The organism is Novosphingobium sp. (assembly GCF_019748365.1).
In the GTDB taxonomy this organism is placed as follows: domain Bacteria; phylum Pseudomonadota; class Alphaproteobacteria; order Sphingomonadales; family Sphingomonadaceae; genus Novosphingobium.
The window spans coordinates 15,621-42,169 of record NZ_JAIEPN010000085.1; the positions used below are offsets into that span (position 1 = coordinate 15,621).

27 protein-coding genes are annotated in these 26,549 nt (G+C 66.3%); 11 read left to right on the top strand and 16 right to left on the bottom strand.

Annotated features, from left to right (window positions below):
• Window positions 1-102: 102 nt before the first annotated feature.
• The 5 genes from K5Q19_RS10570 to K5Q19_RS10590 all read right to left on the bottom strand — a co-directional run bounded on the left by K5Q19_RS10570 (window position 103) and on the right by K5Q19_RS10590 (window position 6,264).
• Entirely contained in the window at window positions 103-1,836 is a 1,734-nt protein-coding gene (locus K5Q19_RS10570) for a DUF87 domain-containing protein (protein ID WP_292944610.1), read from the bottom strand.
• 117 nt (window positions 1,837-1,953) lie between these two features.
• Window positions 1,954-2,709 carry a TIGR02186 family protein gene (locus tag K5Q19_RS10575; protein ID WP_292944613.1) on the bottom strand — a complete coding sequence of 252 codons (756 nt, stop codon included), beginning with the start codon at window positions 2,707-2,709 and terminating at the stop codon, window positions 1,954-1,956.
• On the bottom strand, window positions 2,709-3,623 hold the full coding sequence (locus K5Q19_RS10580; protein WP_292944616.1) for a sulfite exporter TauE/SafE family protein: 915 nt from the start codon (window positions 3,621-3,623) through the stop codon (window positions 2,709-2,711). The genes K5Q19_RS10575 and K5Q19_RS10580 overlap by 1 nt, the downstream gene beginning before the upstream one ends.
• Before the next feature lie 63 nt (window positions 3,624-3,686).
• A complete protein-coding gene (locus K5Q19_RS10585) occupies window positions 3,687-4,871 on the bottom strand; it encodes a hypothetical protein (protein ID WP_292944619.1) in 1,185 nt (394 codons plus the stop codon).
• Between the two features lie 13 nt (window positions 4,872-4,884).
• Window positions 4,885-6,264 (bottom strand): glycosyl transferase family protein, encoded by a 1,380-nt coding sequence (locus K5Q19_RS10590; protein WP_292944622.1) that lies wholly within the window; start codon window positions 6,262-6,264, stop codon window positions 4,885-4,887.
• Window positions 6,265-6,365: 101 nt separating this feature from the next.
• On the opposite strand from K5Q19_RS10590, the gene nhaA reads away from it, so the two are divergent.
• The 3 genes from nhaA (at window position 6,366) to K5Q19_RS10605 (ending at window position 8,598) form a co-directional block, all read left to right on the top strand.
• Complete coding sequence (gene nhaA, locus K5Q19_RS10595; protein WP_292944625.1) at window positions 6,366-7,538, top strand: Na+/H+ antiporter NhaA; 1,173 nt, start codon at window positions 6,366-6,368, stop codon at window positions 7,536-7,538.
• A 103-nt stretch (window positions 7,539-7,641) separates the two neighbouring features.
• On the top strand, window positions 7,642-8,097 hold the full coding sequence (locus K5Q19_RS10600) for a DNA starvation/stationary phase protection protein (protein WP_292944628.1): 456 nt from the start codon (window positions 7,642-7,644) through the stop codon (window positions 8,095-8,097).
• Window positions 8,098-8,205: 108 nt separating this feature from the next.
• Entirely contained in the window at window positions 8,206-8,598 is a 393-nt protein-coding gene (locus K5Q19_RS10605; RefSeq protein ID WP_292944631.1) for an NUDIX domain-containing protein, read from the top strand.
• Here K5Q19_RS10605 and dinB read toward each other — a convergent pair.
• A complete protein-coding gene (dinB, locus tag K5Q19_RS10610) occupies window positions 8,587-9,723 on the bottom strand; it encodes a DNA polymerase IV (RefSeq protein ID WP_292944634.1) in 1,137 nt (378 codons plus the stop codon). The genes K5Q19_RS10605 and dinB overlap by 12 nt on opposite strands.
• A 126-nt stretch (window positions 9,724-9,849) precedes the next feature.
• Here dinB and K5Q19_RS10615 point away from each other — a divergent pair, with 126 nt between their 5' ends.
• Window positions 9,850-11,085 carry a multidrug effflux MFS transporter gene (locus tag K5Q19_RS10615; RefSeq protein WP_292944637.1) on the top strand — a complete coding sequence of 412 codons (1,236 nt, stop codon included), beginning with the start codon at window positions 9,850-9,852 and terminating at the stop codon, window positions 11,083-11,085.
• On the opposite strand, the gene K5Q19_RS10620 is transcribed toward K5Q19_RS10615, so the two are convergent.
• The 3 genes from K5Q19_RS10620 to apaG form a co-directional block, all read right to left on the bottom strand.
• Entirely contained in the window at window positions 11,065-13,080 is a 2,016-nt protein-coding gene (locus tag K5Q19_RS10620) for an EAL domain-containing protein (protein WP_292944640.1), read from the bottom strand. The genes K5Q19_RS10615 and K5Q19_RS10620 overlap by 21 nt on opposite strands.
• A gap of 114 nt (window positions 13,081-13,194) precedes the next feature.
• On the bottom strand, window positions 13,195-14,022 hold the full coding sequence (locus tag K5Q19_RS10625) for a LysR family transcriptional regulator (protein WP_292944643.1): 828 nt from the start codon (window positions 14,020-14,022) through the stop codon (window positions 13,195-13,197).
• A gap of 9 nt (window positions 14,023-14,031) precedes the next feature.
• Entirely contained in the window at window positions 14,032-14,430 is a 399-nt protein-coding gene (gene apaG / locus K5Q19_RS10630) for a Co2+/Mg2+ efflux protein ApaG (RefSeq protein WP_292944646.1), read from the bottom strand.
• Window positions 14,431-14,529: 99 nt separating this feature from the next.
• On the opposite strand from apaG, the gene K5Q19_RS10635 reads away from it, so the two are divergent.
• The 3 genes from K5Q19_RS10635 to K5Q19_RS10645 are packed head-to-tail and all read left to right on the top strand — an operon-like array spanning window position 14,530 to window position 17,355.
• Window positions 14,530-15,144, top strand: coding sequence for a recombination protein O N-terminal domain-containing protein (locus K5Q19_RS10635; protein WP_292944649.1), 615 nt, complete (start codon window positions 14,530-14,532; stop codon window positions 15,142-15,144).
• 22 nt (window positions 15,145-15,166) lie between these two features.
• Window positions 15,167-16,222 carry a 3-isopropylmalate dehydrogenase gene (leuB, locus tag K5Q19_RS10640; protein ID WP_292944652.1) on the top strand — a complete coding sequence of 352 codons (1,056 nt, stop codon included), beginning with the start codon at window positions 15,167-15,169 and terminating at the stop codon, window positions 16,220-16,222.
• 11 nt (window positions 16,223-16,233) lie between these two features.
• The gene (locus tag K5Q19_RS10645; protein WP_292944655.1) at window positions 16,234-17,355 is read left to right on the top strand and encodes a glycosyltransferase family 2 protein; all 1,122 of its coding nucleotides are present in this window, start codon (window positions 16,234-16,236) and stop codon (window positions 17,353-17,355) included.
• A gap of 8 nt (window positions 17,356-17,363) precedes the next feature.
• On the opposite strand, the gene K5Q19_RS10650 is transcribed toward K5Q19_RS10645, so the two are convergent.
• Window positions 17,364-18,671, bottom strand: coding sequence for a phospholipid carrier-dependent glycosyltransferase (locus tag K5Q19_RS10650; protein WP_292944658.1), 1,308 nt, complete (start codon window positions 18,669-18,671; stop codon window positions 17,364-17,366).
• A gap of 86 nt (window positions 18,672-18,757) precedes the next feature.
• Between K5Q19_RS10650 and K5Q19_RS10655 the strand changes: the two genes are divergently transcribed.
• Entirely contained in the window at window positions 18,758-19,966 is a 1,209-nt protein-coding gene (locus K5Q19_RS10655) for an aminotransferase class I/II-fold pyridoxal phosphate-dependent enzyme (protein ID WP_292944661.1), read from the top strand.
• A gap of 176 nt (window positions 19,967-20,142) precedes the next feature.
• Here K5Q19_RS10655 and K5Q19_RS10660 read toward each other — a convergent pair whose 3' ends face one another.
• From K5Q19_RS10660 to K5Q19_RS10670, 3 genes are all read right to left on the bottom strand, one after another.
• On the bottom strand, window positions 20,143-20,391 hold the full coding sequence (locus K5Q19_RS10660; RefSeq protein WP_292944664.1) for an accessory factor UbiK family protein: 249 nt from the start codon (window positions 20,389-20,391) through the stop codon (window positions 20,143-20,145).
• 96 nt (window positions 20,392-20,487) lie between these two features.
• Window positions 20,488-21,042 (bottom strand): TspO/MBR family protein, encoded by a 555-nt coding sequence (locus K5Q19_RS10665; protein ID WP_292944667.1) that lies wholly within the window; start codon window positions 21,040-21,042, stop codon window positions 20,488-20,490.
• A gap of 136 nt (window positions 21,043-21,178) precedes the next feature.
• On the bottom strand, window positions 21,179-21,952 hold the full coding sequence (locus tag K5Q19_RS10670) for a TlyA family RNA methyltransferase (protein WP_292944670.1): 774 nt from the start codon (window positions 21,950-21,952) through the stop codon (window positions 21,179-21,181).
• Here K5Q19_RS10670 and K5Q19_RS10675 point away from each other — a divergent pair.
• The 3 genes from K5Q19_RS10675 (at window position 21,903) to K5Q19_RS10685 (ending at window position 25,107) form a co-directional block, all read left to right on the top strand.
• Window positions 21,903-22,568 carry a hypothetical protein gene (locus K5Q19_RS10675; RefSeq protein ID WP_292944691.1) on the top strand — a complete coding sequence of 222 codons (666 nt, stop codon included), beginning with the start codon at window positions 21,903-21,905 and terminating at the stop codon, window positions 22,566-22,568. The genes K5Q19_RS10670 and K5Q19_RS10675 overlap by 50 nt on opposite strands.
• Before the next feature lie 445 nt (window positions 22,569-23,013).
• Window positions 23,014-24,117 (top strand): branched-chain amino acid aminotransferase, encoded by a 1,104-nt coding sequence (locus tag K5Q19_RS10680; RefSeq protein ID WP_292944673.1) that lies wholly within the window; start codon window positions 23,014-23,016, stop codon window positions 24,115-24,117.
• 81 nt (window positions 24,118-24,198) lie between these two features.
• Complete coding sequence (locus K5Q19_RS10685) at window positions 24,199-25,107, top strand: SDR family NAD(P)-dependent oxidoreductase (RefSeq protein ID WP_292944676.1); 909 nt, start codon at window positions 24,199-24,201, stop codon at window positions 25,105-25,107.
• Between the two features lie 109 nt (window positions 25,108-25,216).
• Here K5Q19_RS10685 and K5Q19_RS10690 read toward each other — a convergent pair whose 3' ends face one another.
• From K5Q19_RS10690 to epsC, 3 genes are all read right to left on the bottom strand, one after another.
• The gene (locus K5Q19_RS10690; protein ID WP_292944679.1) at window positions 25,217-25,519 is read right to left on the bottom strand and encodes a hypothetical protein; all 303 of its coding nucleotides are present in this window, start codon (window positions 25,517-25,519) and stop codon (window positions 25,217-25,219) included.
• Entirely contained in the window at window positions 25,516-25,848 is a 333-nt protein-coding gene (locus K5Q19_RS10695) for a DUF2794 domain-containing protein (RefSeq protein WP_292944688.1), read from the bottom strand. Before K5Q19_RS10695 ends, K5Q19_RS10690 begins: the two co-directional genes overlap by 4 nt.
• A 41-nt stretch (window positions 25,849-25,889) precedes the next feature.
• Window positions 25,890-26,549, bottom strand: a 660-nt coding sequence (gene epsC, locus K5Q19_RS10700; protein ID WP_292944682.1) for a serine O-acetyltransferase EpsC, incomplete at its 5' end; no start/stop codon positions are given.

Genomic DNA, 26,549 nt, shown 5'->3' on the forward strand with positions numbered 1-26,549 from the left:
AGCCGCCGCGCTCCTCGTCGTCCGACTGGGGACGACGTATCTCTTTGCTAGCACATTCGCCGCGCCGGTACACGCGATCTGCGACAAGCCGAGACGTGCTGCTTAGCGCGACTGCGCCCGCCACCTCTGCACCGTCCGCTCGACGGCCATTTCCTCGCCGCCGGTCTTGCCCCACAGTTCGGAGAACGAGGGGTCCGCCGATGCCGGGCGCAAGTCGCCGTGCAGTTCGTCGAACGACACGCGGATCGGGATCGAGACGCCTTCGCCGCAGATGATGCATTCGCGGTTGCGCAGCGCCGGGATCGAATCGAGGAAGCCGCGCGCGCCTTCGGGCATGGCAGCCTTCACGAAGGCCTGGTCGCGCTCGTTGTTGAGGCGCATGGCGATGATCGTGCCGCATTGGCTGAGCACGCCTTCGGCAAGGTCGGACGGGCGCTGCGTGATGAGGCCCAGCGAAACGCCGTACTTGCGGCCTTCCTTGGCGATGCGCGAAAGGATGCGGCCTACCGACGACCCATTGGAGTTGCGCTCGGCGGGCACGTAACGGTGCGCTTCCTCGCAGACCAGCAGGATCGGCCGGGTCTCCTCGTCGCGCGACCAGATCGCGTAGTCGAACACGAGGCGCGAGAGCACCGCGACCACAGTCGAGGTGATTTCCGAAGGTACGCCCGAAACGTCGATGATCGAGATCGGCTTGCCGTGCGAAGGCAGGCGGAACACGCGGCTGATGAACTCGGCCATCGTATCGCCGACCAGCATGCCGGAGAACATGAACTGGTACCGCGGATCGCCGCGCAACTCCTCGATCTTCGTCTTGATCCGCTGATAGGGCACCGAATTGTGGCCCTTGTCGAGCTTGCCCATCTCGTTGTTGAGAATGTTGATCAGGTCGGACAGCAGATAGGGGATCGGCGAATCGACCGTGATCTTGCCGATCTGCTCGGCCAGGCGATTGCGGTGGCGCGCCTGCAGCAGGCACTTGCCGAGGATGTCCGAATCGATCTGCCGGTCTGTGCCGGTGGACGTCAGGAACACCTCGCAGTGTTCCTCGAAGTTCATCAGCCAATACGGCATGTTGAGATTGGTGACGTCGAGCAGCTGGCCATGGTTGCGGAAGGCCTGCATGTACTCGCCATGCGGGTCGATCATCACGATATGACCCTCGGGCGCCAGCTCGCAGATGCGGTGGAGGATCAGCGCGGCGCCGGTCGATTTGCCGGTTCCGGTCGAACCGAGCAGCGCGAAGTGCTTGCCCAGCAGCGCATCGACATAGAGCCCGGCGCGGATGTCGCGGGTCGGGAACACCGTGCCGATCGTCACGTTGGTGCGCCCGTCGCTCGCGTAGATCTGGCGAAGGTCGGTGCTGGTGGCGGGATAGATCGGCGATCCGGGCACCGGATAGCGCGTCACACCGCGGCGGAAACCGTAGATCTTGCCGGTCAGGCGCTCTTCGTCGCCTTCGCCGAGGAAGTCGCACTGCGCGATGATCACGCCGTCGTGCCCGGCGGTCATGTCCTGCCGCTGCGTGCGCACACTCGCGAGCAGCCAGCCGGTGCCGACCCGAATCTTGAGCTGACTGCCCACCTGCCCGGCGAGCGAGATCGACGGATCGCTATCCGCCATGCATTCTTCCAGCCGCGTGAGGTCCAGCGCGATTGAGCTGCCTGCACCCGAAACATCGAGGACATAGCCGATGGGGCGGCGGGCATTGTCGGCGGCCGGGCGCGGCGCACCCCGTGCGTCGCTGTTGACTGCCGGACGCGCACCGTTAGCCGCGAGGTCGGCGGGGGTTGCCCTGCCGGCACTCTCAAGGCCGTTGATGCTCATATCGCTCATTGCCACCTGATCCCTGCCTGAGAAGGCTTCTTGTAGGCAACGACTAACCATCGACGGTTAAAAACTGGCTAAACATTCAAAGTGGCGAGATTTCTGTCATTTGGCGGCGCGCGATTCCTAGACCAGCGCGAACAGACGGCCCGCAATCCAACCCATCGAGATCGATACGATCACCGCGAAGAGGCCGTAGAAGAAGCCGTTGGCCTGCGCATTGTAAGCAACCAGCCGCTCGAAACCTTCCTTGCGCACGGTCACGCGCGAGATGGCAGAGGCCACCACGCGCCCATCGCGTACGGCAAAGGTTTCGGCAGTATATGTCCCGGTCTGCACGCTCGAGGGCAACGAAATCCGCGCCTGATAGAGCACCTGCCCGCTGATCTTCACCGCGCCTTCGTTCTCCTGATAAAGCCCCTGCCGCCGCATCAGATCGACCAGACCATCGGAAAACCGCTTCTGCTCGGCCGGATCGATCACCCCCACCGGCGAAAGCTGCAGCCACTTGAGGCCCATTTCATAGATCGCCGCCGTCTTGCCATCGACCAGCGCCGCCACCGGGCGCGAGGACGCGAGCGCATAGAAGCTGGGCGCAGAGCGGAATTCGGTGCTGTCGGCATTGACCCAGATGCCCGCGACCTTGCGCTTCTCGCGCACCACGATCGAACGCGTCGGCCCTTCCAGCAGCACGACGATATCGTAGTCACCCGCGGCCCGCGCGCCTTCGGGGGTGAGGATCGCGCCGAACAGCAGCAGATCGGCCCCGGTAAAGCCCTGCCGCACCTGAATTTCGTGCTGCGAGATCTCCGGCACGAGAATCGGCCCCCGCGCGCCGGCACAGAGGAACAGGGCCAGCACCAGCGTGGCGAGCCGCGCCATCACTGCGTCACCACCGTATAGATTTCATCCGGCCGATAGCCGAGTCCCAGCGCCATTCGGATCGCGACACCCAGCACGATCACCGCAAGAATGAGCCGCAGTTGCTCGGGCTTGGCCTTCTGCGCGAACTGGGCGCCGACCTGCGCCCCGGTCACCGATCCGATCAGCAGCATGACCGCAAGCACGATATCGACAGCGCGCGTCGTCAGCGCATGCATCATCGTCGTTGCCATGGTCACGAACAGGATCTGGAACAGCGACGTGCCGACCACCACCGTCACTCCCATGCCGAGGATGTAGAGCATCGCGGGGACGAGGATGAACCCGCCGCCAATGCCCATCAGCATGGTGAGAATGCCGGTAAAAATGCCCAGCAGCAGCGGCGCGAGCGGCGAGATGTAGAGCCCCGAACGATAGAAGCGCCAGCGCAGCGGCAGGCTGGCGACCAGCGGATGGTGCCGGCGCTTGCGCGGCGGTAACGGCCTGCCGCTGCGCTCGGCCCTGAGCGCACCGAGGCTTTCATGGGCCATCAGCCCGCCAATCCCGCCGAGCATGAGCACGTAGAGGATATTGATCACCGTATCGATCTGGCCCAGCGCCTCCAGCAGGCGGAACAGCAGCGCGCCAAGGCCGGTGCCGATCACCCCGCCCGCCACCAGCACGCCGCCCATCTGGTAGTCGATCCCGCCGCGCCGGGCATGAGCAAACGCCCCCGAAACGCTAGCGCCCGTCACCTGACTTGCCGCAGAGGCCGCCGCCACCGTGGGCGGCACGCCGTAGAAGATGAGGAGCGGCGTTGTCAGAAACCCGCCGCCCACGCCGAACATGCCCGATAGCAGCCCCGTCAGTGCACCCAGCATGACGATGACGAGGCCATTGACCGAAAGATTCGCGATGGGGAGGTAAACATCCATCCTGCGGCGGAGGCTAGCCGCTCTGCCGCCAGTTGGAAACGTTGGCGCGGTGGTTTTTCCCGATCAGAATCCCGTCGCCACCGTAAGTGCCGGGCCTGATCCCGGCTCGGCCCGTCCGGCAACCCGAAAGCGCCAGTCCACGCCGACCCGCACGCCGATCCGCCGCGAAGCTGGCCCCACCATGCCTCGCAGTTCAATTCGCGGCCCCACATCAAGCCGCGCCGCCCCGCGCTGGCCGCCGCTCCACACCGCGCCGCCCGCGCTGAGCTGGATACCATGCAGCGGTCGCATCACTCGCCGCTGCAGGCCCGCGGAAAGGTCGTAGAACGGCGTCGCATCCCGCCCCCCGGCCCAGCCGCCCTGAGCATAGACCTCCGCCTCGACATCAAGGGGCAGGCGAAGGGGCGGCAGTTCGGTCACCGCCATCACCACCGGGCGAGTCCGGATCTGGCTGCTCTGCGCCTGCAGCCGCCATTCGCCGAGCACGGCAATCGGCACACGCCGCACCGGTCGCACCATCAGGCCAAGAGCCGCCTCGTTCTGGCGCTCCTGCGTGGCGACCGCCGCCGAGGCGCGCAGGTAGACTTGCGGCCTGAGCGCGCTGGCCGGCGCAATGCCATAGCGCAGCACCGCCCCGGCCTGGCTCCCGCCATAGGCTGCGGCCCGGGCGGACAACGCCGGCGGCTGATTGCCGCTGCGAACGAAGAGCCAGCTGTCCGCGGACCAGCGCCGCAACCGCGGTTGCGGTTCGCCTCGCGGTGGTTCCCCGTCCTTCTGGCGCGGGGCTGGGAGATAGGACAGACGCGGGCCCTCGAACTCGGTACCGCCCCCATAAGGCTCCGCGTCGACAGCAGGCGGCGACCCGCCTGCGGTGAACGCAGGCCGGAGTGCAAAAGCGACCTCCTGCTGCGCACCCTGGTGTCCGAAATCGGCTGCGCTGCCGCCGGCAGGTCGCCGCGCCGCGCCTGCTGCCGCGCGGCGCGACACATAGGGCATCGCCAGCGTGGCAAGCCCGGCATTGTCCTGGTCCGGCGCGAGCGGCATTCCGGGCTGCGGTGCCGGGGCGGCCATGCGTAGCGGCTGAGTATCACCGGCAATCTGCCGCGTCCTCGCAGCGGCATCGCCTTCCACCGCAATCAGGGTCACGCGCACGGCGATCCACATCGTCAGGATCATCGCCAGCGCAATGACCGGCTGGCCGCGCGGAACCCTGCCCCCGCGCTCCAACGTGCTTCGGGGCGGCGTCATCCCGGCGCCTGATTCAGCGGACCGGGGCGAGCGCAGGATGGCTCATGTGAATGGTGTGGTCCCACTTGACCCTGCCGCTGTAGAGCGAGACGACATAGGCCGCCAAGGCGCGCCGTCCGGCCATGATCGCGATCACATTGGCCAGCGGCATGCGCAGCACCGCCATGATCCCCTCACCCAGCGAATATTCGTGCGCCGTGAACACCGCGCGAAACAGACAGCGCCAGGCAAGGCCGACAAAGTTGGCGATCAGCAGCACTTTCAGCAGGGGATCGATCGGATGCGGTCGATAGGCCCCCAGCTGCGAAGCAATGTACAGGACAGGTGATATGATCAGCAACAGGTAGGCTGCTGCCAGCACGATGGCGGTCAGCGGCGCACGGCGATCACGCAGCCGCATCCACAACTCGAGCGGACGCGCATCCCACCCCAGCCTGTCCCAGCCCTGGAAGGCAATGCCGTGCATCCACCGGGTCTTCTGGCGCACCGATGAGCCAAGGCCCGCCGGAAAGAACTCGCGCGTCGCCACCAGATGCCCCTCGGCATCCCGCATCCGCACGAACCTCGCCGCCCCACCGATCTGACCGACAAGCAGGCCGCATTCATAATCCTCGGTCAGGCATTCGGCAGCGAACGGCTCCTCCATCCCGCGCCGGGCCGCGATGGCTTCCACCGCAGCGCGGCTGAACGCGCATCCCACACCGGCAGAGGGCAGGCCCACGCCCAGCCAGTCGCGCACCACCATCGCCTTGCCGTGCGATTCGGCAAATTCGTCGCAATAGTGGCCGGCAATCCAGCGTGATCCCGATTGCGGCTCGGGGCGGACCGGCAATTGCACGAAGTCGGCATCATCTAGCCCGCGATCCAGCAGCGAGAGCGCCGCGGGATGTACCATGTCCTCGGCATCGTGCAGAACCACGCTGCGCGCGCGGAAGCCACCGCGCTTCTCGTCCTCCACCAGCGCGGCATAAAGCCGGTTGAGGCAATCGGCCTTGGTCGTCGGCCCTGCACAATCATGCACCACGATGCGAAGCCGCGGATCGTGCGCCGCCGCCACCATCGCCGTCAGCGTTCCGGGATCATTGCGATAGCAGCCCGCATAGACGCGCAGCTCTTTCTGCGGCCACACTTTCAGCGTATGCGTAAGCATCGCGCCAACCACGGCGGCTTCCTGCCAGGCTGGAACGAGCACCGCAGCCACCCCACGCAAAGGGGCGTCGCAATCCGCCGGCGCCTTGCCTGTATGGACCCTTCCGGTCAGCCGAAGCCAGAGCCAGAGGACGTCGATTCCGAATTCATCAAGGCAACCCACCGCGAACCAGATCGCAGCGAAAAGAAGAAGCTCATGCTCGGCACGTCCGAGCCACTCCAATGCCGTGTAAAACGGCGTCATTGCCTTGCCCTCGAGCCAAAAGAGGCACTATTCCGCGCAGTGCAAATTACGCCTGATTACCTGACGTTGCAACGATACCAGACCTGAGGATTGGTTCGAGAATGGCGAGAAACCTTGGTTCTGGAGGGCTTCGCAGCAAGCTCGCAGCGAGCGAGGCGGCACCGGGTCTGGTGCTCATGGCCTGCGCCGCAGTGGCGCTCGTGCTCGCCAACTCGCCGCTCGCCGATGCGTGGCACGATCTCTTTCTCCACCCGCTGCCGTGGAGCCCGGTGCCGCGGGTCGAGAACCTGCACGCATGGATCAATGATGGCCTGATGGCAGTTTTCTTCTTCGTGGTCGGTCTTGAAATCAAACGGGAATTCGTGATGGGCGCGCTGGCGGACAATGCCCGCCGGCGCCTGCCGGTGATTGCGGCCCTCGCCGGCATGGCCGCCCCGGCACTGGTCTACCTCGGCGTGACGGGCAGCCACCCCGAGCTCCGCAATGGCTGGGCGATCCCTGCCGCCACCGATATCGCCTTCGCGCTGGGCGTGCTGGCCCTGCTGGGCAGCCGCGTCCCGCCCTCGGTGCGGCTCTTCCTGCTTACCGTTGCCGTGGTCGACGATATTGGTGCCATCGCGGTTATCGCGGTCTTCTACACGACCTCACTCGCACTCGGCTGGCTCGCCCTCGCAATCGCGTTCTTCGCGGCGATGGCAGCTTTGAACCGATTTGGTGTGCGGGCGCTGCCGCCCTATCTGATGCTGGCGGCGGCGCTGTGGTTTGCGGTGCTCCATTCGGGCATTCACGCGACGGTGGCGGGCGTGCTGGCCGCCTTCACCATCCCGGTCGCGCTCGATCGCCATGGAGATAGCCCGCTGCTGCGGCTCGAACACGCGCTGGTGGGGGTGAGCGGTTTCCTGATCGTCCCGCTGTTCGGGCTTGCCAATGCCGGTGTCGCGCTGGGTGCGGGCGATCCGCTGGCGCCCCTCCCGCTGGGAATCGCGCTGGGCCTGATCGCGGGCAAACAGGCCGGGGTCATGCTTGCGGTGCTGGGCTGCGAGCGGCTTGGCATTGCCGCCCGCCCCGCCGGTGCGGGTGCGCTCCACTTGTGGGGCATGGCACTGCTCTGCGGCATCGGCTTCACAATGAGCCTGTTCATCGGCGCGCTTGCCTTCACCGATGCACCGCAGCTGGTCGAAGATGCCAAGCTCGGCGTGCTCGGCGGCTCGCTCATTTCGGCGCTGGCGGGGGCGGCAGTGCTGCGCATGGCCCCGCGCGTCGCGGCAGACTGATCGAGCACCGCGATCACCCTGAACCGGATTCTGGGTGAAACTTCAACGCCGAACGGGTGTATCAGGGGCAGCAGCCCAGACTCGCACCGAAAGGACGAACGTTATGCCCGGTGACAATGCTTCCAAGGCCCTGATCGATACGCTCAACGGCCTCCTCGCCGATTACTTCGCGCTCTATCTCAAGACCAAGAACTATCACTGGCACGTCAAGGGCCCGCAGTTCCATGATCTGCATCTCCTGTTCGACGCGCAGGCCACCGAGCTTTTCGCGCTGACTGACGTGATCGCCGAGCGCGTACGCAAGAACGGCGGCAACACGCTGACCTCGATCGGCGCCATCGCCGGCCGCACCGCCATTGCCGATGACGACCGCAGCGGCGTCGATGCCATGGCAATGGTCGCCGCGCTGCGCGACGACAACGCCGCGCTGGTCGAACGGATCCGTGCCGCCAAGGCCGCCGCGACCGCAGCGGGTGACAACGCCACCGAAGGCATGGCCGATGATTGGACCGATCAGGCCCAGCAGCGGGTGTGGTTCCTCAGCTCGATTCTCGGCTGATCGGCCCTGCTGCCGGTGATTTCCCGCCTGCCACCTCCGCTGCACCGGGCTCTACTGCGCATCGGGCAGCCGATTCGCCTGGGTCTCTGGGGTCTCATGCGGCGGGAAATGCGCGGCTGCGGCGTGCTGGCGTTTGATGGCGCCGGGCGGCTGCTGATGGTGCGCCACAGCTATCATCAGCGGGACCGCTGGCTGCTGCCCGGCGGCGGGCTCGCGCGCGGCGAGGACCCGGTGGCGGCGGGCACGCGCGAACTGCTGGAGGAAGCGGGCTGCCGGCTGGCCGACGGCGTGTGGATCGGCACCGATCTGCGCCGGATGCCGGGCGGCTGGATCAACCGGATCGAGCTGGTCTCGGGCCGCAGCGACGGCACGCCGCGCGCCGATGGTCGCGAGATCGCCGAGGCCGGCTGGTTCGCATTGGATGCCCTGCCGCCCAGCACCGGCGCCATTGTCCACACCGCGCTCGACATCTGGCGGAAGTCGCAGGCCTCAGAACGGTAGGCTGCCCTGCCCGGCCTCGTCCGCGCCTGCCGAAGCGGACGCGCTGCTTTCCCCCTCCAGCGCCGACAGCGTCAGGCCCATCAGCCGCACGGGTTGCTCCAGCGGCAGCAGCCCATCCAGCAAGGCGCGCGCAGCCTCGGCAAACTGCCGTTCATCCGTCACTGGCCCCGGCAGCGATTTTGCCCGCGTGATCGTGCGGAAATCGGTGTCCTTGAGCTTGAGGGTCACCGTCCGCCCCTTGGCGCCGCTGCGCTCGATCCGCTCCCAAACGATGGCGATGATCCGCTCCAGCGCCTCGCGCAGCGCGGGCCCGCTGCCTATGTCGCGTTCGAAGGTTCGCTCGCCGCCCACGGACTTGCGCGGCCGGTCCGCGCGCACACGGCGCAGGTCGATCCCACGCGCCGCGCGGTAGAGGTAGTCTGCCTGGCTGCCGAAATGCTGGCGCAGGAACGCAAGGTCATGCCGCGCGAGATCGGCCCCCGTCTCGATCCCCAGCGCGGCCATCTTCTCCGCCCCGCGCGGCCCCACCCCGTGGAAGCGCTTCACCGGCAGCGTCGCCACAAACGCCGCGCCCTCGCCCGGCCGGATCACGCACAGGCCATCGGGCTTGTTCTGATCGCTGGCAATCTTGGCGAGGAACTTGTTGTACGAAACCCCGGCGCTCGCTGTCAGCCCGGTCTCGGCCTTGATGCGCGCGCGGATCAGCTCGGCAATCCTTGTGGCGGAGCCGATCCCGCGCAGATCATCGGTCACATCGAGATAAGCCTCATCGAGCGAAAGCGGCTCCACATGCGGCGTGAAGTGCAGGAAGATGGCGCGGATCTGCCGCGAGACGGCCTTGTAGACTTCGAAACGCGGCGGACAGAAAATGAGGTCCGGGCACAGCCGTGCCGCCCGCACCGAAGGCATTGCCGAGCGCACCCCGAAGACGCGCGCCTCATAGCTCGCCGCCGCCACCACCCCGCGCGCGGACGAGCCGCCGACGGCGACGGGCTTGCCCCTCAGCGCCGGATCATCGCGCTGCTCGACGCTCGCGAAGAAGGCATCCATGTCGATATGAATCACCTTGCGTAGACCGGTGCCGGTCTCCTCATCGTCCAGATCGGTGGGTGGCGCAGCGGACATGCGCGGCACCCTACCCCTTTTCGCAGTGCAGCATAAAGCACTGGGAACAATTGTCAGACCTGCCTATAGGCTGCCGGTATGACGTCTCGTTTTTCCGCCTACTCCGCACGGCCTGGCGCGTCCCGGATGGGCCCGCGCGAATTCGTGGTGATCATGGCCATGTCGATGGCCCTGCAGGCGCTGGCGATCGATGCGATGCTCCCGGCGCTCGCCGGAATCGCCCAGGACCTGGCCGTAACGGACCCCAACCAGCGTCAGCTGATCGTGGGCATCTTCCTCATCGGCGGCGGGGTCGGCGCACTGATTCCCGGCTCGCTGGCTGACCGCTATGGACGGCGCCCGGTGCTGCTTGCGGGCCTCGCGATCTATGTCGTGCTTTCGCTCGGCTGCGCGATTGTCACCGATTTCACCACGCTGCTTGTCCTGCGCGCCGTGCAGGCAATCGGCAGCGCCGGCCTTTCGGTGCTCCCTTCAGCGATCATCCGCGATCGCCACGGCGGCGATGCAATGGCGCGGCAGATGTCGACCATCACGGTGATCTTCATGCTCGTGCCGATGGTTGCTCCCAGCATCGGCCTTCTCGTGCTGCTCGTCGCAAGCTGGCGCTGGATCTTCGCGTTGCTTGCAGTTTTGTCGGTCATTCTCGGCCTGTGGGTGTGGTTGCGGCTCGAGGAAACGCTGGACCCGGCCAATCGCCAGCCGATCCGCCCGATGACAATCGCCACCAACATGGTCACCGCCGCATCGAACCGCAGCTCATTCGGTTATGTCATCGGTGGCGGCCTCATCCTCGGCGCGCTGTTTGGCTATGTGAACTGCGCGCAGCAACTGGTGGGCGAACACTTCGGTGCCGGGGCGTATTTCCCGCTGATCTTCGGCGCAACCGCGCTGTGCATGGCCTTCGCCAGCTTCTTCAACTCGCGCATCGTCGAACGCTTCGGCGCGCGCCGGGTAAGCCACGCAGCGGTGCTGATCTCGATCGGCTTGAGCCTGCTTCAGGTCTGGAATGCGTCCCGTCCGGACGAGACCTTGCTCGAATTCATGCCGGTTATTGCGCTCAATATCTGCATGGTCGGGTTCATCGGCGCGAACTTCAGCTCGATCGCCTTGCAGCCCTTCGCGCACATGGCAGGGGCGGCAAGCTCGGTGCAGGCGTTCCTGCGCATGCTGATCGGTTCGGGCCTCGGCATGGTCATCGGCCTTGCCTATGATGGCACCGCGCTTCCCCTCGCGCTGGCGTTCCTCGCCTGCGGCCTCAGCGCTCTGGTGCTGGTGCTGTGGAGCGAGAATGGCCGCTTGTTCCGCCGGATCAACCCGCGCGGCACACTGCGCGAAGTGCCGCTACCGGATACCCACTGCTGAAGCCGGGCCCAACAGCCCGGCATAGAGCCGCAGCGCCTGCGCTGCAGGTTCCGGCCGGCCGAAGTGATAGCCCTGCATGAGGTGAATGCCGAGAGCGCGGGCCGCATTCGCTTGCGCTTCGCTCTCCACGCCCTCGATCGAGCAGCCGATGCCCAGCTGCCACGCCAGCGCGACAATCATTCCCGTCACCGCCCGCGCGCCCGGATCGGTAGAAAGTGCGCCGACCAGCTGGCGGTCGAGCTTGATCCGGTCAAGCGGCAGGTCGCGCAGCTGCGACAGGCTCGACCAGCCCGCGCCGAAATCGTCGAGCGCGATGCGGAAGCCCTTCTCGCGAAGCGCCACCAGTTGCGCCGCCGCACGCTTCGGATCGATCTGCAATGCACGCTCCGTCACCTCGAGCATGACCGACGACGGATCTGCACCCGCGTCGGCCACGATTTCGGCAATTGTTTCGGCCAGCCCCTCCCGCACCACGTCGCGCGCGGCCAGGTTGATCGAGACCTCGAGGCCGGTATCCCATGGTCGGCATTCGGATAGCGTTCTTGCCAGCACCAGCCGGGTCAGCTCCCCGGTGCGGCCCGTGGCATCGGCAATCGCCAGGAACTCGCCCGGCGCCTGCCACTCGATCCCGTCGGGCGACCAGCGCGCGAGCGCTTCCATCCCCACCACCCGACCATCGCGGCAATCGAAGATCGGCTGATAGAGCAGCCGCAGCCGGTCCTGGAGCGCGCAGTCGTTGAACTGGCGCATCACGGCAATGCGCCGCTGCAACGCCACTTCATCCTCGGGCCCGAACGCGACGATGGCGCCGTCGCCCAGCTCCTTGGCCTTGTAGAGCGCTGCGTCTGCCCGTTCGAGGCAGGTCGAGGCCGTATCACCATCGGCGCGGTAGAGGCCGATCGAGCCATAGAGCCGCAGCGTCGCCCCGTTGAACGGAATCGGCTCGCGGATGGCGATGGAAAGCGCGCGCGCTGCCGCCGTCACCCCATCGGTATCGCAGGCACCGTCGAACAGGATGGCGAATTCATCACCGCCGAGGCGGCCATGCGCGGTCACGCCTTCGATCAGGCCAATGCGCTGGTTCACCGTGCGCAGCACATGATCGCCGGCCGCGTGGCCAAACGTATCGTTGACATGCTTGAAACCGTCGAGATCGAACAGCGCGAGCCACGGGCGAACCGCATCCTCGGGCGCGGCAAGGTATTCCTCGAGGCAGGCAAGGATCGCCCGGCGATTGCGCCCGCCCGTCAGATGATCGACCGTTGCCTGCCGGTAATGCGCGCTGGCCAGTTCGGCGGTCTGCCGCTCGCGCCGCACCAGCAACTGGCGCGAAAGCTCAAGCCGCACGAAATCGCGGTGCTGGATCTGCGTCATCGCCAGCAGGATAACGGTGATGAACACCTGCGCCAGCGCGATCGCCGGAGCATTGGGATGGCCGGTGGCCAGCAGGAACAGGCTCCACGGCAAGGTGAAGGCCATGCCCAGGCGTAGCGCCGTCTGCGGTGAATTGGCCATGCCGAGCACGGCTGAGAACATCGTCACCGCAATCACGAAGTGAAGCAATTCGCGCTGGCCCGGATCGCCATAGGGGTAAAGCCCCAAGGACCACGCCACGAAAAACAGTGCCGCCCAACCACCCAGTCGCTGCATGCCCTGAAGATCAGTGCGCAACTGCTCGACGGATCGGGTCGCAACCTTGCCGGGCAACCAGTGAATCGCGCGCTGGACGGCAAGCACGCTCATGGCTGGTCCCGCCAAAACGAGCACCAGCGGCGCCGTGCCGTGAAAACAACCCGCTACCAGCAGCGTATTGAAGATCACCACCAGGTAGAGCAGCGGTGCGCGGTGCGAGACGCTGATGGCGTAGGCCTCGGTAAAGGAATCGCCCGGCCGATGCTGCCAGTGGCGCCCATAGCAACGCAGGCTGCTAAGAACGCCTCGCAGCCAGCGCCGAGCGCGCACGCGCACTTCGGATGAGAAACCACCACTTGCCATCGCGGCGGTTTACGGCGGTGAGAGTTAACGCCTTCTCAAGCTAAGGTGCAAAACATCGATAGAAATGGAGAACTTTAATCCCCAAAATGGATTAATACTGCTCCGAAGCGGGATTTACCTCAGGCCCTCGGTCAACGCGGCGACAAGCGCCTTGACCTTCTTCTGGCGCCACTGCGGCAGCGGGGCGACCAGCCAGTAGGAGCGGCGGCAGCGGTCGGGCTCGCCCAAGGGAACGACCTTGCCCGCGGCGATTGCGCTTTCTGCCAGCATCAGCGGCACGCGCGCCTTGCCGAGCCCTGCCGCCGCCGCGCTGATCGCGGTGCCGCCATCGCCGACTGAAAACTGCGTCTCGCGGGCCCCTCCATCAGAACCGGGGCCCTCGGGTGTGGGATCGCCCGGCCAGGCGATCCACGGCGCATCCTCTCCGGCACCCGGCGCTGCCACGATCTGCATCAGCGGTTCGCCCAGTGCGATGCCTTCCAGATCCCCGGGCCCTTCGGCCCAGCGCACCGCTAGGTTGAGGTTCGCCTCGGTAAAGTCGAGATCGCCGTCGCTGCCGACCAGCGCGAAACGCAGACCCGGATTGGCGAATCGAAACGCCGCCAGCCGCGGCGAAAGCCAGGCGGCGAAGAAATCGCGCGGGCAGGCCACCGTGTAGACATGGCTCGATTGCCCGGCCTGCATCGCCTGTACGCCTTCCTCGAAGCGCAGGAACCCTTCGCGGATCGCATCGAGCCCCGCCGCAGCCTCGTCTGTCAGCACCAGCCCTTTGGTGGTGCGGCGGAACAGCACGACGCCGAGCAGGTCTTCCAGCGCGCGGATCTGCTGGCCGACCGCCGCGGGCGTCACCGCCAGCTCGTCTGCCGCGCGGGTGAAGGACAAGTGCCGGGCCGCCGCGTCAAGCACGCGCAGGCCATTGAGCGGCAGGTGAGTCCGCTTCATGCTGCCTGATCAGTTGGCCGTCGCGGGCGCGGCGAGCGGGAAATAGGGAATCGCCACTTCCACCAGCGAGCCATCGGCCCGCTCCATCGTGTAGTGGCCTTCCATGCTGCCGTGCGGCGTCCCGAGCGGGCAGCCCGACACGTAATCATGCGCGGCGCCGGGCGCGAGCAGCGGCTGTTCGCCCACCACCCCGTCACCATCGACGAAGTTGATCATCCCCCGCCCATCGGTGATGCGCCAGTGCCGCGTGAGCAGGCGTATCGGTTGGTCGGAGCCGTTTTCGATCCGGATATGATAGACCCAGAACCATTTGCCGGCATCGATGCGCGACTGTTCGGGCAGGAAATTGACAGCGACGCGCACTGTCACTCCCTCCGTCACGGCAGCATGCTGGAAGAGCTGTTTCATGCGCGCCAAGCTAACCCAGAATGCCGAAGGTTCCAACGGTGGATTCATCCATTCACCTGCTTGCCGCAACCTGTGGCAATCTCCACACGGGAAATCGCCATGCTGATCCGGGCTCCGGCCATCCTCTGCGCTTCACGTGCCCACGGCGAGCATGGCGCGGTGGTGCGTCTGTTGACGGCGGATCATGGCCTGATCGCCGGATACGTCGCCGGCGCGCGCGGGCGCACGCTGCGCCCCGTCCTGATTCCCGGCAATCTCGTCGCCGCCGAGCTTTCCGCGCGCACGGCCAGCCAGTTGCCCTCGGCCAAGCTGGAACTCGTCACCAGCCGCGGCCCCTGGCTCGGGGAGCCGCTGGCCAGCGCCGGGATCGGCTGGGTCACCACGCTCACCGCCCGCGCTTTACCTGAAGGCCAGCCCTTCCCCGGCATCCATGGCGCGCTCGAGGCCGTGCTAGATGCGATCTGCCATGCGCCCTCCGCCCGTGGCTGGGCCCGCGCGGTCGCTGCTTACGAGGCGCTGCTGCTGCAGGAGATCGGCTATGGCCATGCCCACCCCCCGCCGGCCGACGAGACCTGGGACAGCCTGCTCGCCCGGCTCGACCGCCTCGGCCTCGCGCTCGCCAAGCACCTGCTTGCCGATCCGCGCCGCGATGGTATGGCGGCGCGCGCCATCCTGATCGAGCGATTCAGGCGGATCGATGGCGGCGCGCTTTGATAGTTCTTCCGAGGATGACCTGATGAAGATTGCAGTTCTGCCGGGCGACGGCATCGGCCCCGAAGTCACGCTTGAGGCGCTGCGGGTTCTTGATGCGCTGGACCTTGGCATCGAACGCGAGGAAGCCCTCGTCGGCGGCGCGGCCTATCATGCGACCGGCCATCCGCTTCCGCCCGAAACGCTCGCGCTTGCCGAAGCGTCTGACGGCGTGCTGTTCGGCGCGGTCGGCGATCCCACATGCGATGCGCTGGAACGCCACCTGCGCCCCGAACAGGCGATCCTCGGCCTGCGCAAGGCCCTGACCCTGTTCGCCAATCTGCGCCCCGCCAAGGTCTTCGCCGGGCTCGAAGGCCACTCCGCGCTGCGCCCTGAAGTTGCCGGCGCGATCGATCTCCTCATCGTGCGCGAACTCAACGGCGACGTCTATTTCGGCGAGAAGGGCTTCCGCACAACGGCTTCGGGCGAGCGCGAAGGCTGGGACATGATGTCCTACAGCGAGAGCGAAGTGCGCCGCATCGCCCATGTCGCCTTCCGCGCGGCGCAGGGCCGTGGCAAGCGCCTCTGCTCGGTCGACAAGGCCAATGTCCTCGAAACTTCGCAGCTCTGGCGCGATGTGGTGATCGAAGTCGCCAAGGAATACCCGGACGTCGCGCTTGAACACATGTATGTCGACAACGCCGCGATGCAGCTGGTCAAGAGCCCCGGCCAGTTCGATGTCGTCGTCACCGGCAATCTCTTCGGCGATATTCTCTCCGATCAGGCCAGCATGTGCGTCGGCTCGATAGGCTTGCTCGCCTCGGCTTCGCTCGGTGCGCGCCAGACCGCTTACGGCACTTTCGGCCTTTATGAGCCGATCCACGGTTCCGCACCCGATATTGCCGGCAAGGGTCTTGCCAATCCCATCGCCACGATCCTCTCGCTCGCCATGTTGCTGCGCCATTCGCTCGGCCTGGCGGACGCGGCAGACCGCATCGAAGCGGCCGTCGCGCGCACTCTGGCAGACGGCATACTCGGCCGCGATCTCGGCGGCACGGCCGGCACAGCGGAAATTGGTGACGCGGTGCTCGCAAGGCTGTAAGCGCGCGCTCCATGCTGCAACTTGCCGTCATCCTTCCCACGTTCAACGAGCGGAAGAACATCGCGCCGATGATCGAGCGCCTTGATGCCGCGCTGGAAGGCATTGCCTGGGAAGCGATCTTCGTCGACGACAACAGCCCCGATGGCACCGCCGAGGAAGCCCGCCGCATCGGCCGCGATGATCCGCGCGTCCGCGTGATCGAGCGCATCGGCCGCCGCGGGCTCGCCTCCGCTGCGATCGAGGGCATGTGCGCCACAGCCGCGCCGATTGTCGCGGTGATGGATGCCGATCACCAGCATGATCCCGCCTTGCTTCCCGGCATGTATGAAGCCGTGAACAGCGGTGAGTACGACGTCGCCTATGCCTCGCGCTTTGCCGAAGGCGCCAGCACCGAAGCCTGGGGACGTCCAGACCGCGTTAAGGCATCCGGCCTTGCCAACCGCATCGCCCGCCGCGTCACCGGCGTGCAGCTTTCCGATCCGATGAGCGGCTTCTTCATGCTCCGCGCCGAAACGCTGCGGGCCGACGCGCACCGCCTGTCCGGCGTCGGCTTCAAGATCCTCCTCGATATTCTCGCCACGGTCGATGCGCCGCTGCGCGTCAAGGAATTCCCGATGAACTTTGCCGCCCGCGCCGAAGGCGAAAGCAAGCTTGACCGCACCGTGGTGTTCGAATTCCTCATCGGGCTTTACGACAAGTGGCTCGGCCGAATCATCCCGACACGGTTCGCCCTGTTCGGCACGATCGGGGCGCTTGGCGTGATCGTCCACATGGCCGTGCTCGCTTCGGTGCTCGGCGCCTTCGGGCAGAAGGTGCTCTACCACAACTGGTCGGATCAGATCGAATTCATCATCGCGCAGACCTCGGCCGCCGTGGTCGCGATGACCTTCAACTTCATGCTCAACAACGAGCTGACCTATGCCGACAAGCGCCTGCGCGGCATGGTGCCGCTGCTGCGCGGCTGGGCCAAGTTCGCGCTTACCTGCTCGGTCGGCCTCCTCGCCAATGTCGGCGCCGCCGCCGCGCTGATGCGCATGGGCTTCCACGCCTATCCAGCTGCGATCGTCGGCATCGTGGTCGGTTCGGTGTGGAACTTCGCGCTGTCGAGCAAGTTCGTCTGGGGCAAGTACTAGAACCCCTCCTACCGCCAGCTATCAAGCCAGGTATAATCCCGATACGAAAGCTTCCCCGGCAGCGCCCCGGCGGAAAGGATCGGGTAGAACCCCACGAACAGCATGCCCGATAGCACCAGGGTCAGCGCCCCCGGCCAGCGTCGCCCCTGCTCCCACCACTGCGCCAGCACCAGCGCCAGCGCGGCCATCAGGAACACGCTCGCCAGCGTATAGTGGTAATAGAACTGCACCGGCTTGCCGTTGATCGCCCAGAAGATCAGGCTGGCAACATATAGCACCACAACCGCCCCGCGCAGCCGGTCCCCGCGCCGCACCCCGGCCCACAGGCACAGCAGCAGCGCCGGCAGCCCCGCCAGCATCGTGAAGGGATTGCCGAGGCACAGCACCCCGCGCTGCGCCCCGTCCCACGGCGAATAGAAGAACCAGATGGGCCGGATGTTGAACACCCATTGCCACCACCGGCTCTGGTAGAGATGCGGTTTCACCACGCTGTCCTGCAGCTTGAGCATGTAGCTCTGCCACGGGATCAGCCCCTGCACCGTCAGCGGCTGCACCTTGTAGAAGAAGGCCGGCGCAAAGGTCGCAAAATACGCGATCAAAGGCACCACGCCGAGCCAAAGCACGGCCTCCAGCAACGAAACGCCCGGCACCGGCCCGGCATCCCGCGCGATCAGGAAAGTGCGCCGCCGCCCTGCCAGCGCCCACCAGCGGTCCCACGCAAACAGCAGCCCCGGCAGCGCGAGGATCGGCGCCCCGTTCCATTTGCCGCCCAGCGACAGCCCGAGAAACACCCCGCACAGCGCCAGATGCAGGCGGCTTCCCTTGCGCCATGCCAGCGCCGCCTGCCAGAACCCCAGCGCCAGCATGCTCGCCATCGCCATGTCGAGCATCGCGATGCGGCTCAGCACGAACCACAGGAAATTGGTCGCAAACAGCAGGCCGAACAGCAGCGTCGCGGTTCGTGAAAGGCTCGCCCACCACATCGCGCGCATGCCTGCGAACAGCCCCAGCGTGCCGAGCAGCGCATTGGGCATCCGCCAGCCGAACGGATTGTCGCCGAACACCAGCATGCCAAGCGCGATGAACTCCTTGCCAAGCAGCGGATGCTCCGGGTTCAGCCGGCTCGAAAGCTCGATCAGCCGCCGCGCGGCTGGGAGGTAGTGCACCTCGTCGAACATGATCTTCGAAGGCGTGCCCAGCCGGTGCAGCACCACCACGAGGAACGCCAGCGTGATCGCCCAGCACCACACCAGCGGATCGCTTGTCGCGCGGCGCGGGGCAGTCAAGGGCGAAATGATGCGGGAAAGCAGCGTCATGGAAGCCGCGCGCATACCCCGTTACGGGCCAAAAGGGCAATGGCGGTGCTTGCACCGCGCCCCCCGCAAAACTAAGGCCCTGTCCCATGAAACGCACCACCGGACAGGACCGCTCGATCACCGCCAACTGGCGCCCAGCAACGCAGGCCGTGCGCGGAGGCACCTGGCGTTCGGAAATGGGCGAGACCTCGGAAGCGCTGTTCCTCACCTCCGGCTATTCCTACGACGATGCCGCCACAGTCGCCGCGCGCTTTGCCGGTGAAGACGACGGCATGACCTATTCGCGCCTGCAGAACCCCACGGTGCAGATGCTCGAGGAGCGCATCGCCCTCCTCGAAGGCGCCGAAGCCTGCCGCGCGCAGGCCAGCGGCATGGCCGCGATGACGACGGCCCTCCTCTGCCAGCTCTCGTCGGGCGATCACATCGTCGCCGCCAAGGCCGCGTTCGGCTCGTGCCGCTGGCTGGTAGACAACCTGCTCCCGCGCTTCGGCATCGAAGGCACCACGATCGACGCGGGCGACAACGCCGCGTGGGAAGCCGCGATCCGGCCGAATACCAAGGTGTTCTTTTTCGAAAGCCCGGCGAACCCGACGATGGACCTTGTCGATCTGGAGTTCGTCTGCTCGCTGGCGCGCAAACACGGCATCACAACCGTGGTCGACAACGCCTTCGCCACCAGCGCGCTCCAGCGCCCGCTCGATTTCGGCGCGGATGTCGTGGCCTATTCGGCCACCAAGATGATGGACGGACAGGGCCGCGTGCTCGCCGGCGCCGTCGCAGGCTCGAAGGAGTTCATCGATGGCAAGCTCCTGCCCTTCCAGCGCAACACCGGCCCGAACATTGCCCCGTTCAACGCGTGGGTGGTGCTCAAGGGCCTGGAGACGCTGGACCTGCGCATTCGCCGCCAGAGCGAAAACGCGCTGAAGGTCGCGCAGTTCATCGAAGGCCGCGTGCCGACAGTGCGCTACCCGTTCCTGCCGAGTCACCCGCAGTTCGCGCTGGCGCAGAAGCAGATGCTGGCCGGCGGCTCGATCATGAGCCTCGAGGTCCCCGGCGGGCGCCTCCAGGCACACGCCCTGCTCGATGCGCTCCAGCTTGTCGACATCTCCAACAACATCGGCGATTCGCGCTCGCTGATGTGCCACCCGGCATCGACCACCCACCACGGCGTAGGCCCCGAAACCCGCGCCGACATGGGCGTGACCGAAGGGATGCTGCGGCTGAACGTGGGGCTGGAAGATCCCGACGATGTGATCGAGGATCTGGACCAGGCGCTGCGGGCGGCGGGGCTATAGCAAAGGGCGTTTCTCGCAGAGACGCAAAGGGAAACAAGAGCGCAGAGATGTAGCTTGGCAATCCGGCGTCAGCCGGAACAGGACAAAACGGCGTGCTGAGTGAAAGCGGCTCCGCCGCCCATCACCACCTCTTCGCGCCCTTCTTTCCCTCTGCGTCTCTGCGAGAAACCCCGTCCTCAGCCGCCGAGCTTGGCTTCCAGAGCCTCGATCCGGGCCTTCAGCGCCTCGGCTTCCTCGCGCGCGGCGGTGGCCATGTCCTTCACCACCTCGAATTCCTCGCGGCTGACGAAGTCCATGCCGCCGAAAGTTTCGCGCAGCTTCTCGCGCGCGGTTTCGCCCGCTTCGCGGCCCATGCCGGCGAGCGTGCCCGCAGCGCTGTTCAGCAGCTTGACGAAATCGGCGATCATCGGGTTCTCGGACTGCATGGCTTGGGCCTTCGATACGAATTCACTGTCCCGCAAATGGCGATTCACACCGCGCGGCGCAAGGCGTGATCCCGGGCAAAACGATATCCGGTGTGATCAGATCTTGACCCGCACCACCGCGCCGCTCCCAGGCGCGCCGTCAGCTCCGGGATTTAGCGCCAGAAACTGGTAGTTGAGCATCGCAGCGAAGCACAGCCAGGCCAGGTATGGCAGCAGCAGCGCGCCAGCCACCGGGCGCACGCGCCAGAACAGCGGAACCATCACCAGCGTCAGCACGATCATCGCAAGGATGATGCCGAATGCGACCGCCATCTGATGGAAGGCGAAGAACACCGGGCTCCACGCCAGATTGAGCACCATCTGGATGATGAAGACCGCCATCGCCGAACCGCGGCTTGGTGCGCCGCGGGCCGAGGCCACCATCGCCAGCGCGAATCCGATCACAACATATAGCACCGACCAGACGATCCCGAAGGTTGCCGGTGGCGGATAGAGCGAAGGCTTCGACAGTTCGGCGAACCAGGGATTCTCGGGCCCCGCATTCGAAACCAGACTGGAAAGAAACCCAAGCCCAAGCACCGTCGGAACCGTGAACAGCGACCAGCGCAGCAGGCTCGCGCGCAGCTGGGCAGGTGAGGCGAGATAACGCATGTGCTCGAAGTGTCCCCCCGGAGCGCTCCGGTAAAAAGCGATTCGTTGCCGTATCAGTTCGCAGATATTGGCTGCGCTGCAGCAACTAGGCAATCTCCGCAAGGGAATGGTGCACCAAGCAGGGACAATCGGTGCTCTAGCCTCCGGGATGCAGCGCCGAAATCAGGAATTCCACGTTGCCTTCCGGGCCGGTGATCGGGCTCGTGGTGATGCCCTGCACCGTCCAGCCCTCGCCTTCCAGCCAGTCCTGCACTTCCTGGCAGACGCGCGTGTGCAATGCGGAATCGCGCACCACGCCGCCCTTGCCGACTTCGCCGCGTCCCACTTCGAACTGCGGCTTGATCAGCGCCACCAGCCGCGTCGGCCGAGCCGCCAGCGCGAGCGGCACTTCCAGCACCTTGCGCAAGGATATGAAGCTCGCATCGCACACCACCCAGCTCGCCGGCTTATCGATCTGGGCTGGGGTGAGGATCCGCGCGCTGGTCTGCTCCAGCACGGTCACGCGCGGGTCCTGCCGCAGTTTCCACGCCAGCTGGTTCGTCCCCGAATCGACCGCGAAGACATGCACCGCCCCGCGGGTGAGCAGCACGTCGGTAAATCCGCCTGTTGAACTGCCGATGTCCATCGCGGTCACCCCCGCCGGATCGAGCGCGAAGTGTTCCAGCGCGTGCGCCAGCTTTATCCCCCCGCGCGAAACCCAGGGATGGTCGCGCCCGCGCACTTCGATCGGCGCATCGGCGGCCAGTGCATGGCCGGCTTTCACCAGCTTGGTCTCGCCCGAATAGACGTGGCCCGCCAGAATCAGCGCCTGTGCGCGGGCACGGCTCTCGGCCAGGCCGCGCTCCACCAGCAACTGGTCGATGCGCACCTTCGATTTGCCCGATGAATTTGCAGAGCTGCTTGAGGTCACCGCTGCTCTCTTCCATACCCGGGGCATGAAGATCAACCGCACCGCTCTGATGATTGCTTCGGTGCTGTCATTGGCAGGCTGCACGCAGGCGCCTCCGCAGCCTTCTCCGGCCCCGCACGGTGGCACGCCCCCGCCTGCATCGAAGCCGGTGCTCCCCGCCCCGCTGCCACGCCCCGCACCGCCGCCCCCTCTGCCTCCGCGCGCAGACGCCACGAACTGGCGCGATCTTCCGCAGACACCCGGTAGCTGGACCTACACCGCGGAAAGCACCGGCAGCGCCGTCCGCTTCGGCCAGCCGGGCGCCGGTCCGCTCATCCTGATGCGCTGCGATCGCAGCCGCCCGGCGATTGTGGTGCAGCGCGCAGGCTTTGCTGCTGGCGCGGTACCGGCCACGATCACCACGAGCAGCACGAGCCGCCACCTCACCGCCTCACCCACCGGAAACGCTGCGCCCAGCGGCATCACCGCGTTCGAAATCGCCTTCAACGTCCGCGATCCGCTGCTCGATGCGATCGCCTTCAGCCGGGGCCGGTTCATGGTCGAAATGGGCGGCGCGCAGACGCTTGTGCTGCCCGCATGGTCCGAACTCGGCCGCGTGATCGAGGACTGCCGCTGAGGGGGATGCACCCCGGCAGACTTATCCACCACGCGAGCGCGAAGACACAATTCTGACCGCAAAAAAAATCAATGCAAGACTTGTTCTTGGCCCCGTGATGAATCACATTCGACTCAAGGCCGGTACAGGGCTGCAATCCTCCGGTCGAGCCGCACACCGATGTCAACGGGATCGGGAAGGCGGCACTTGGCTCAACAGCGCGAAAGGAGGTGATCCGATGTCTCATGGTTCAGCAGAGGGGTCGGCATTGCGCATCGCGGAGCATTATCGCTAGTTTGTTCAAGCGATAAAGGCACCGTGGGCGGCACTTCCGGCCGCTGACCATGCGAAGGGCCGCTTCCGATTGCCGGAAGCGGCCCTTCACATTTGTTGCAAATGACTTGCCATTTGCGCAACAATCGTTCACGGACCGTCGCGCACCTAACTATCCCGAAGGACCGCCCTGATGGCGACGATCGCACCTGCCGCCCCGTTGACCTTCACGCACACGCCGCACCCGGCCCCTGTGGCCGCCGAAGCGCGCGCGGAAATCCTTGCGAACCCCGGCTTCGGCACTGCGTTCTCGGATCACATGGTGTCGCTCAGCTATGACGAGGGCAAGGGCTGGCACAGCGCCGAAGTGGTCCCCTATGGCCCGATCCCGCTCGATCCCGCCGCTGCGGTGCTGCACTACGCGCAGGAAATCTTCGAGGGGCTGAAGGCCTATCGCCTGGCTGATGGCGGCATCGCCCTGTTCCGCCCCGAAGCCAACGCCGCGCGCTTCAATGCCTCGGCCGCGCGGCTTGCCATGCCGACCTTGCCCGAAGGCCTGTTCACACGGGCGGTGGAAGAGCTCGTCAAGGCGGACAAGGACTGGTTCCCCACCGTCGAGGGCGGCTCGCTCTATCTGCGTCCCTTCATGTTCGCGAGCGAGGCGTTCCTCGGCGTGCGTCCCTCGAAGCAGTACCGCTTCCTGGTGATCGCCAGCCCCGCGGGCAACTACTTCAAGTCGGGCGCCCCCGCCGTTTCGCTGTGGGTGAGCGACTACAGCCGCGCCGCGCCCGGCGGCACCGGCGCGGCCAAGTGCGGCGGCAACTACGCGGCCAGCCTCGTCCCCACCGCCGAAGCCTTTGCGCGCGGGCACGATCAGGTGCTGTTCCTCGATGCGGTCGAGCGGCAGTGGATCGAGGAACTGGGCGGCATGAACCTGTTCTTCGTCTTCGCCGATGGCTCGATGGTCACGCCCCCGCTCGGCGGCACGATCCTCCCCGGCATCACCCGCGAAAGCCTGATTCAGCTGGCGCGCGAGGAAGGCCTCACCGTGCGCGAGGAGCGCTATTCGCTGGCCCAGTGGCAGGCGGATGCGACCTCGGGCAAGCTCACCGAAACCTTCGCCTGCGGCACCGCCGCGGTGGTGACGCCCGTCGGCAAGGTCACCAGCAGCACCGACAGCTTCGTGATCGGCAGCGGCGGCCCCGGCCAGCTCACCCAGAAGCTGCGCCAGCGCCTCGTCTCGATCCAGCGCGGCGAGGCTGCCGATCCGCACGGCTGGGTGCACCGCATCGGCTGAGGACCCGGTTGCCAAGGCCCTTGCGCCATGGCATCGCGCTCCCATTAACCGCCCGGTTAGGGTGCTAGGGAGAGTCCTCACATGAGCATTTCCTTCAAGGACAAGGTCGCCATCGTCACCGGCGCCGGCGGCGGCATCGGCCGTGAATACGCGCTCGAACTCGGCCGCCGCGGCGCCAAGGTCGTCGTCAACGATATCGGCGGCGCGCGCGATGGCACCGGTCATTCCGACGCCGCGCTCAAGGTCGTCGAGGAAATCAAGGCCGCGGGCGGCGAGGCCATGTCGAACGGCGGCTCGGTCACCGAATTCGAGCAGATGGCCGAAATGGTCGCCAAGGCCAAGGAAGCCTGGGGCGGCGTCCACATCCTCATCAACAATGCCGGCATCCTGCGCGACAAGAGCTTCACCAAGATGGACCCGGCCGATTTCGAGATGGTCGTCAAGGTCCACCTCATCGGTTCGGCCTTCGCTACCAAGGCGTGCTGGGACCTGATGCGCGAACAGAACTACGGCCGCATCCTGATGACCGCATCCTCGACCGGCCTGTTCGGCAACTTCGGCCAGGCCAACTACGGCGCGGCGAAGCTCGGTCTCGCGGGCCTCACCAAGACGCTTTATCTCGAAGGCGCGAAGAACAACATCAAGGTCAATACCTTGGCCCCGGTCGCCGCGACCCGCATGACCGAGGACATCTTCCCCGAAGCCGCATTCAAGATGTTCGGCCCCGAGAATGTCGTCCCCGCCGCGCTGTTCCTCGTCTCGGACGATGCCCCCACCAACGCCATCGTCGGCGCGGGCGCAGGTGCCTATCACTCGGCATGGGTCACGATGAACAAGGCCGTCGTCCTCCCGCAGAGCGAGCGCACGGTCGAAGGCTTTGCCGAGCATTGGGCCGAGATTTCGGACCGCACCGGCGATTTCGTGCCCCAGTCGGGCGCCGAGCAGAGCCAGGCAATTCTTGTCCAGCTTCAGGCCGCGATGAAGGGGTGAAGCTGCCCCTCCCCCTCGAGGGGGAGGTCGGGTGGGGGTTTGCGGCGCTTGCAGGAGAGGCCGAACCCCCTCCCCCAACCCCTCCCCGCGGGGAGGGAGGCACGACGGATCAAGGGCAGACCCCGCGCGTCGCCCCCGCTAGTTGCATCGTCTTGAGCCGAGCCTGGACCTCGGCCTTGTCCAGCACCCGCGCCTGCCCGGTGCGCGCATCGATCAGCAGCGGCGCGGCGCAATCGCTGTGCGGCGCGGTGCTCGAACCCTTCTCCGGCATCATGAGCACCATCTCGGCGTCGGCATCACGGTAGACCACCCGCAGAACCGGGGCGCCTTCGTCGGGCTTGCGCTTTCCGGCAGGGGCTGCGTCGCAAGCGGTCAGCGCCAGCAAACCAGCCAGCGCGAGATATCGGCTCAATCTTCCACGATCTTCAGCAATTTCCGCTCCAGCGGCGAAAGCACGCCCGCCAGCTCGTGCCCGCGCTTCAGCACCTGCCCCGCCTCGCCATAAAGCGTCCACATGCCTTGCTTGCTCCGCAGCGCAGGCCGCTTCTCGATCCGCGCTGTCGGGCGCTCGGCGGTGCGGCGGAACGCGGCAAAGCTCGCCGCATCCTTGCCGAAGTTCATCGCATAGTCGCGCCATTCCCCGGCCGCGACCATACGGCCATAAAGATCGAGTATCCGCATGAGTTCGGGCCGTTCAAAGCCGACTTGCGGCTCGGCGCGCACTTGCGGGAATGGCAGCACAGAGGGGCCAAGACCGCCCGCATCGGCTCCGCCCTGCACGCTCAGCTGCGGCTCCTGCGCCGGTTGCCGCCGCCGACGGGCGCGGGCGCATCAGCGCTGTCACCCTGCCGCTCGAGCAGCGCGGCGACTTGCGCCTTGAGCAGCGCGACTTCGGCCTCCAGCTCATCCACCCGGCTGCCGCCCGAGGGCTCGCACGGTTCCTTGCAGGGCGTGCCATAGGGGATGAAGTCCTTGAGCCAGGTCTCGACCGGCACCAGCGTGGAGCGCGCCTTGAGGCCGACCATGGTGGCGCCCTCGGGCACATCCTCGGTCACCACGGCATTGGCGCCGACGCGCGCGCGCGGGCCGACCGTGATCGGGCCCAGGATCTGCGCGCCAGAACCGATGATCGCATTGTCGCAGAGCGTCGGGTGCCGCTTGCCGGGCACGCCGTTCGCCGGGTTGGTCCCGCCGAGCGTCACGCACTGGTAGATCGTCACATTGTTGCCGATCTCGGCCGTCTCGCCGATCACGGTAAAGCCATGGTCGATGAACAAGTGCTTCCCGATCTTCGCGCCCGGATGGATGTCGATTCCGGTCAGGAAGCGGGCGAGGTGGTTCACGAAGCGCGCGAGGAAAAACATCTCGCGCACGAACAGCCAATGCGCCACGCGGTGCAGGCCGACGGCGTGAAGCCCCGGATAAAGCAGGATTTCCCAGCG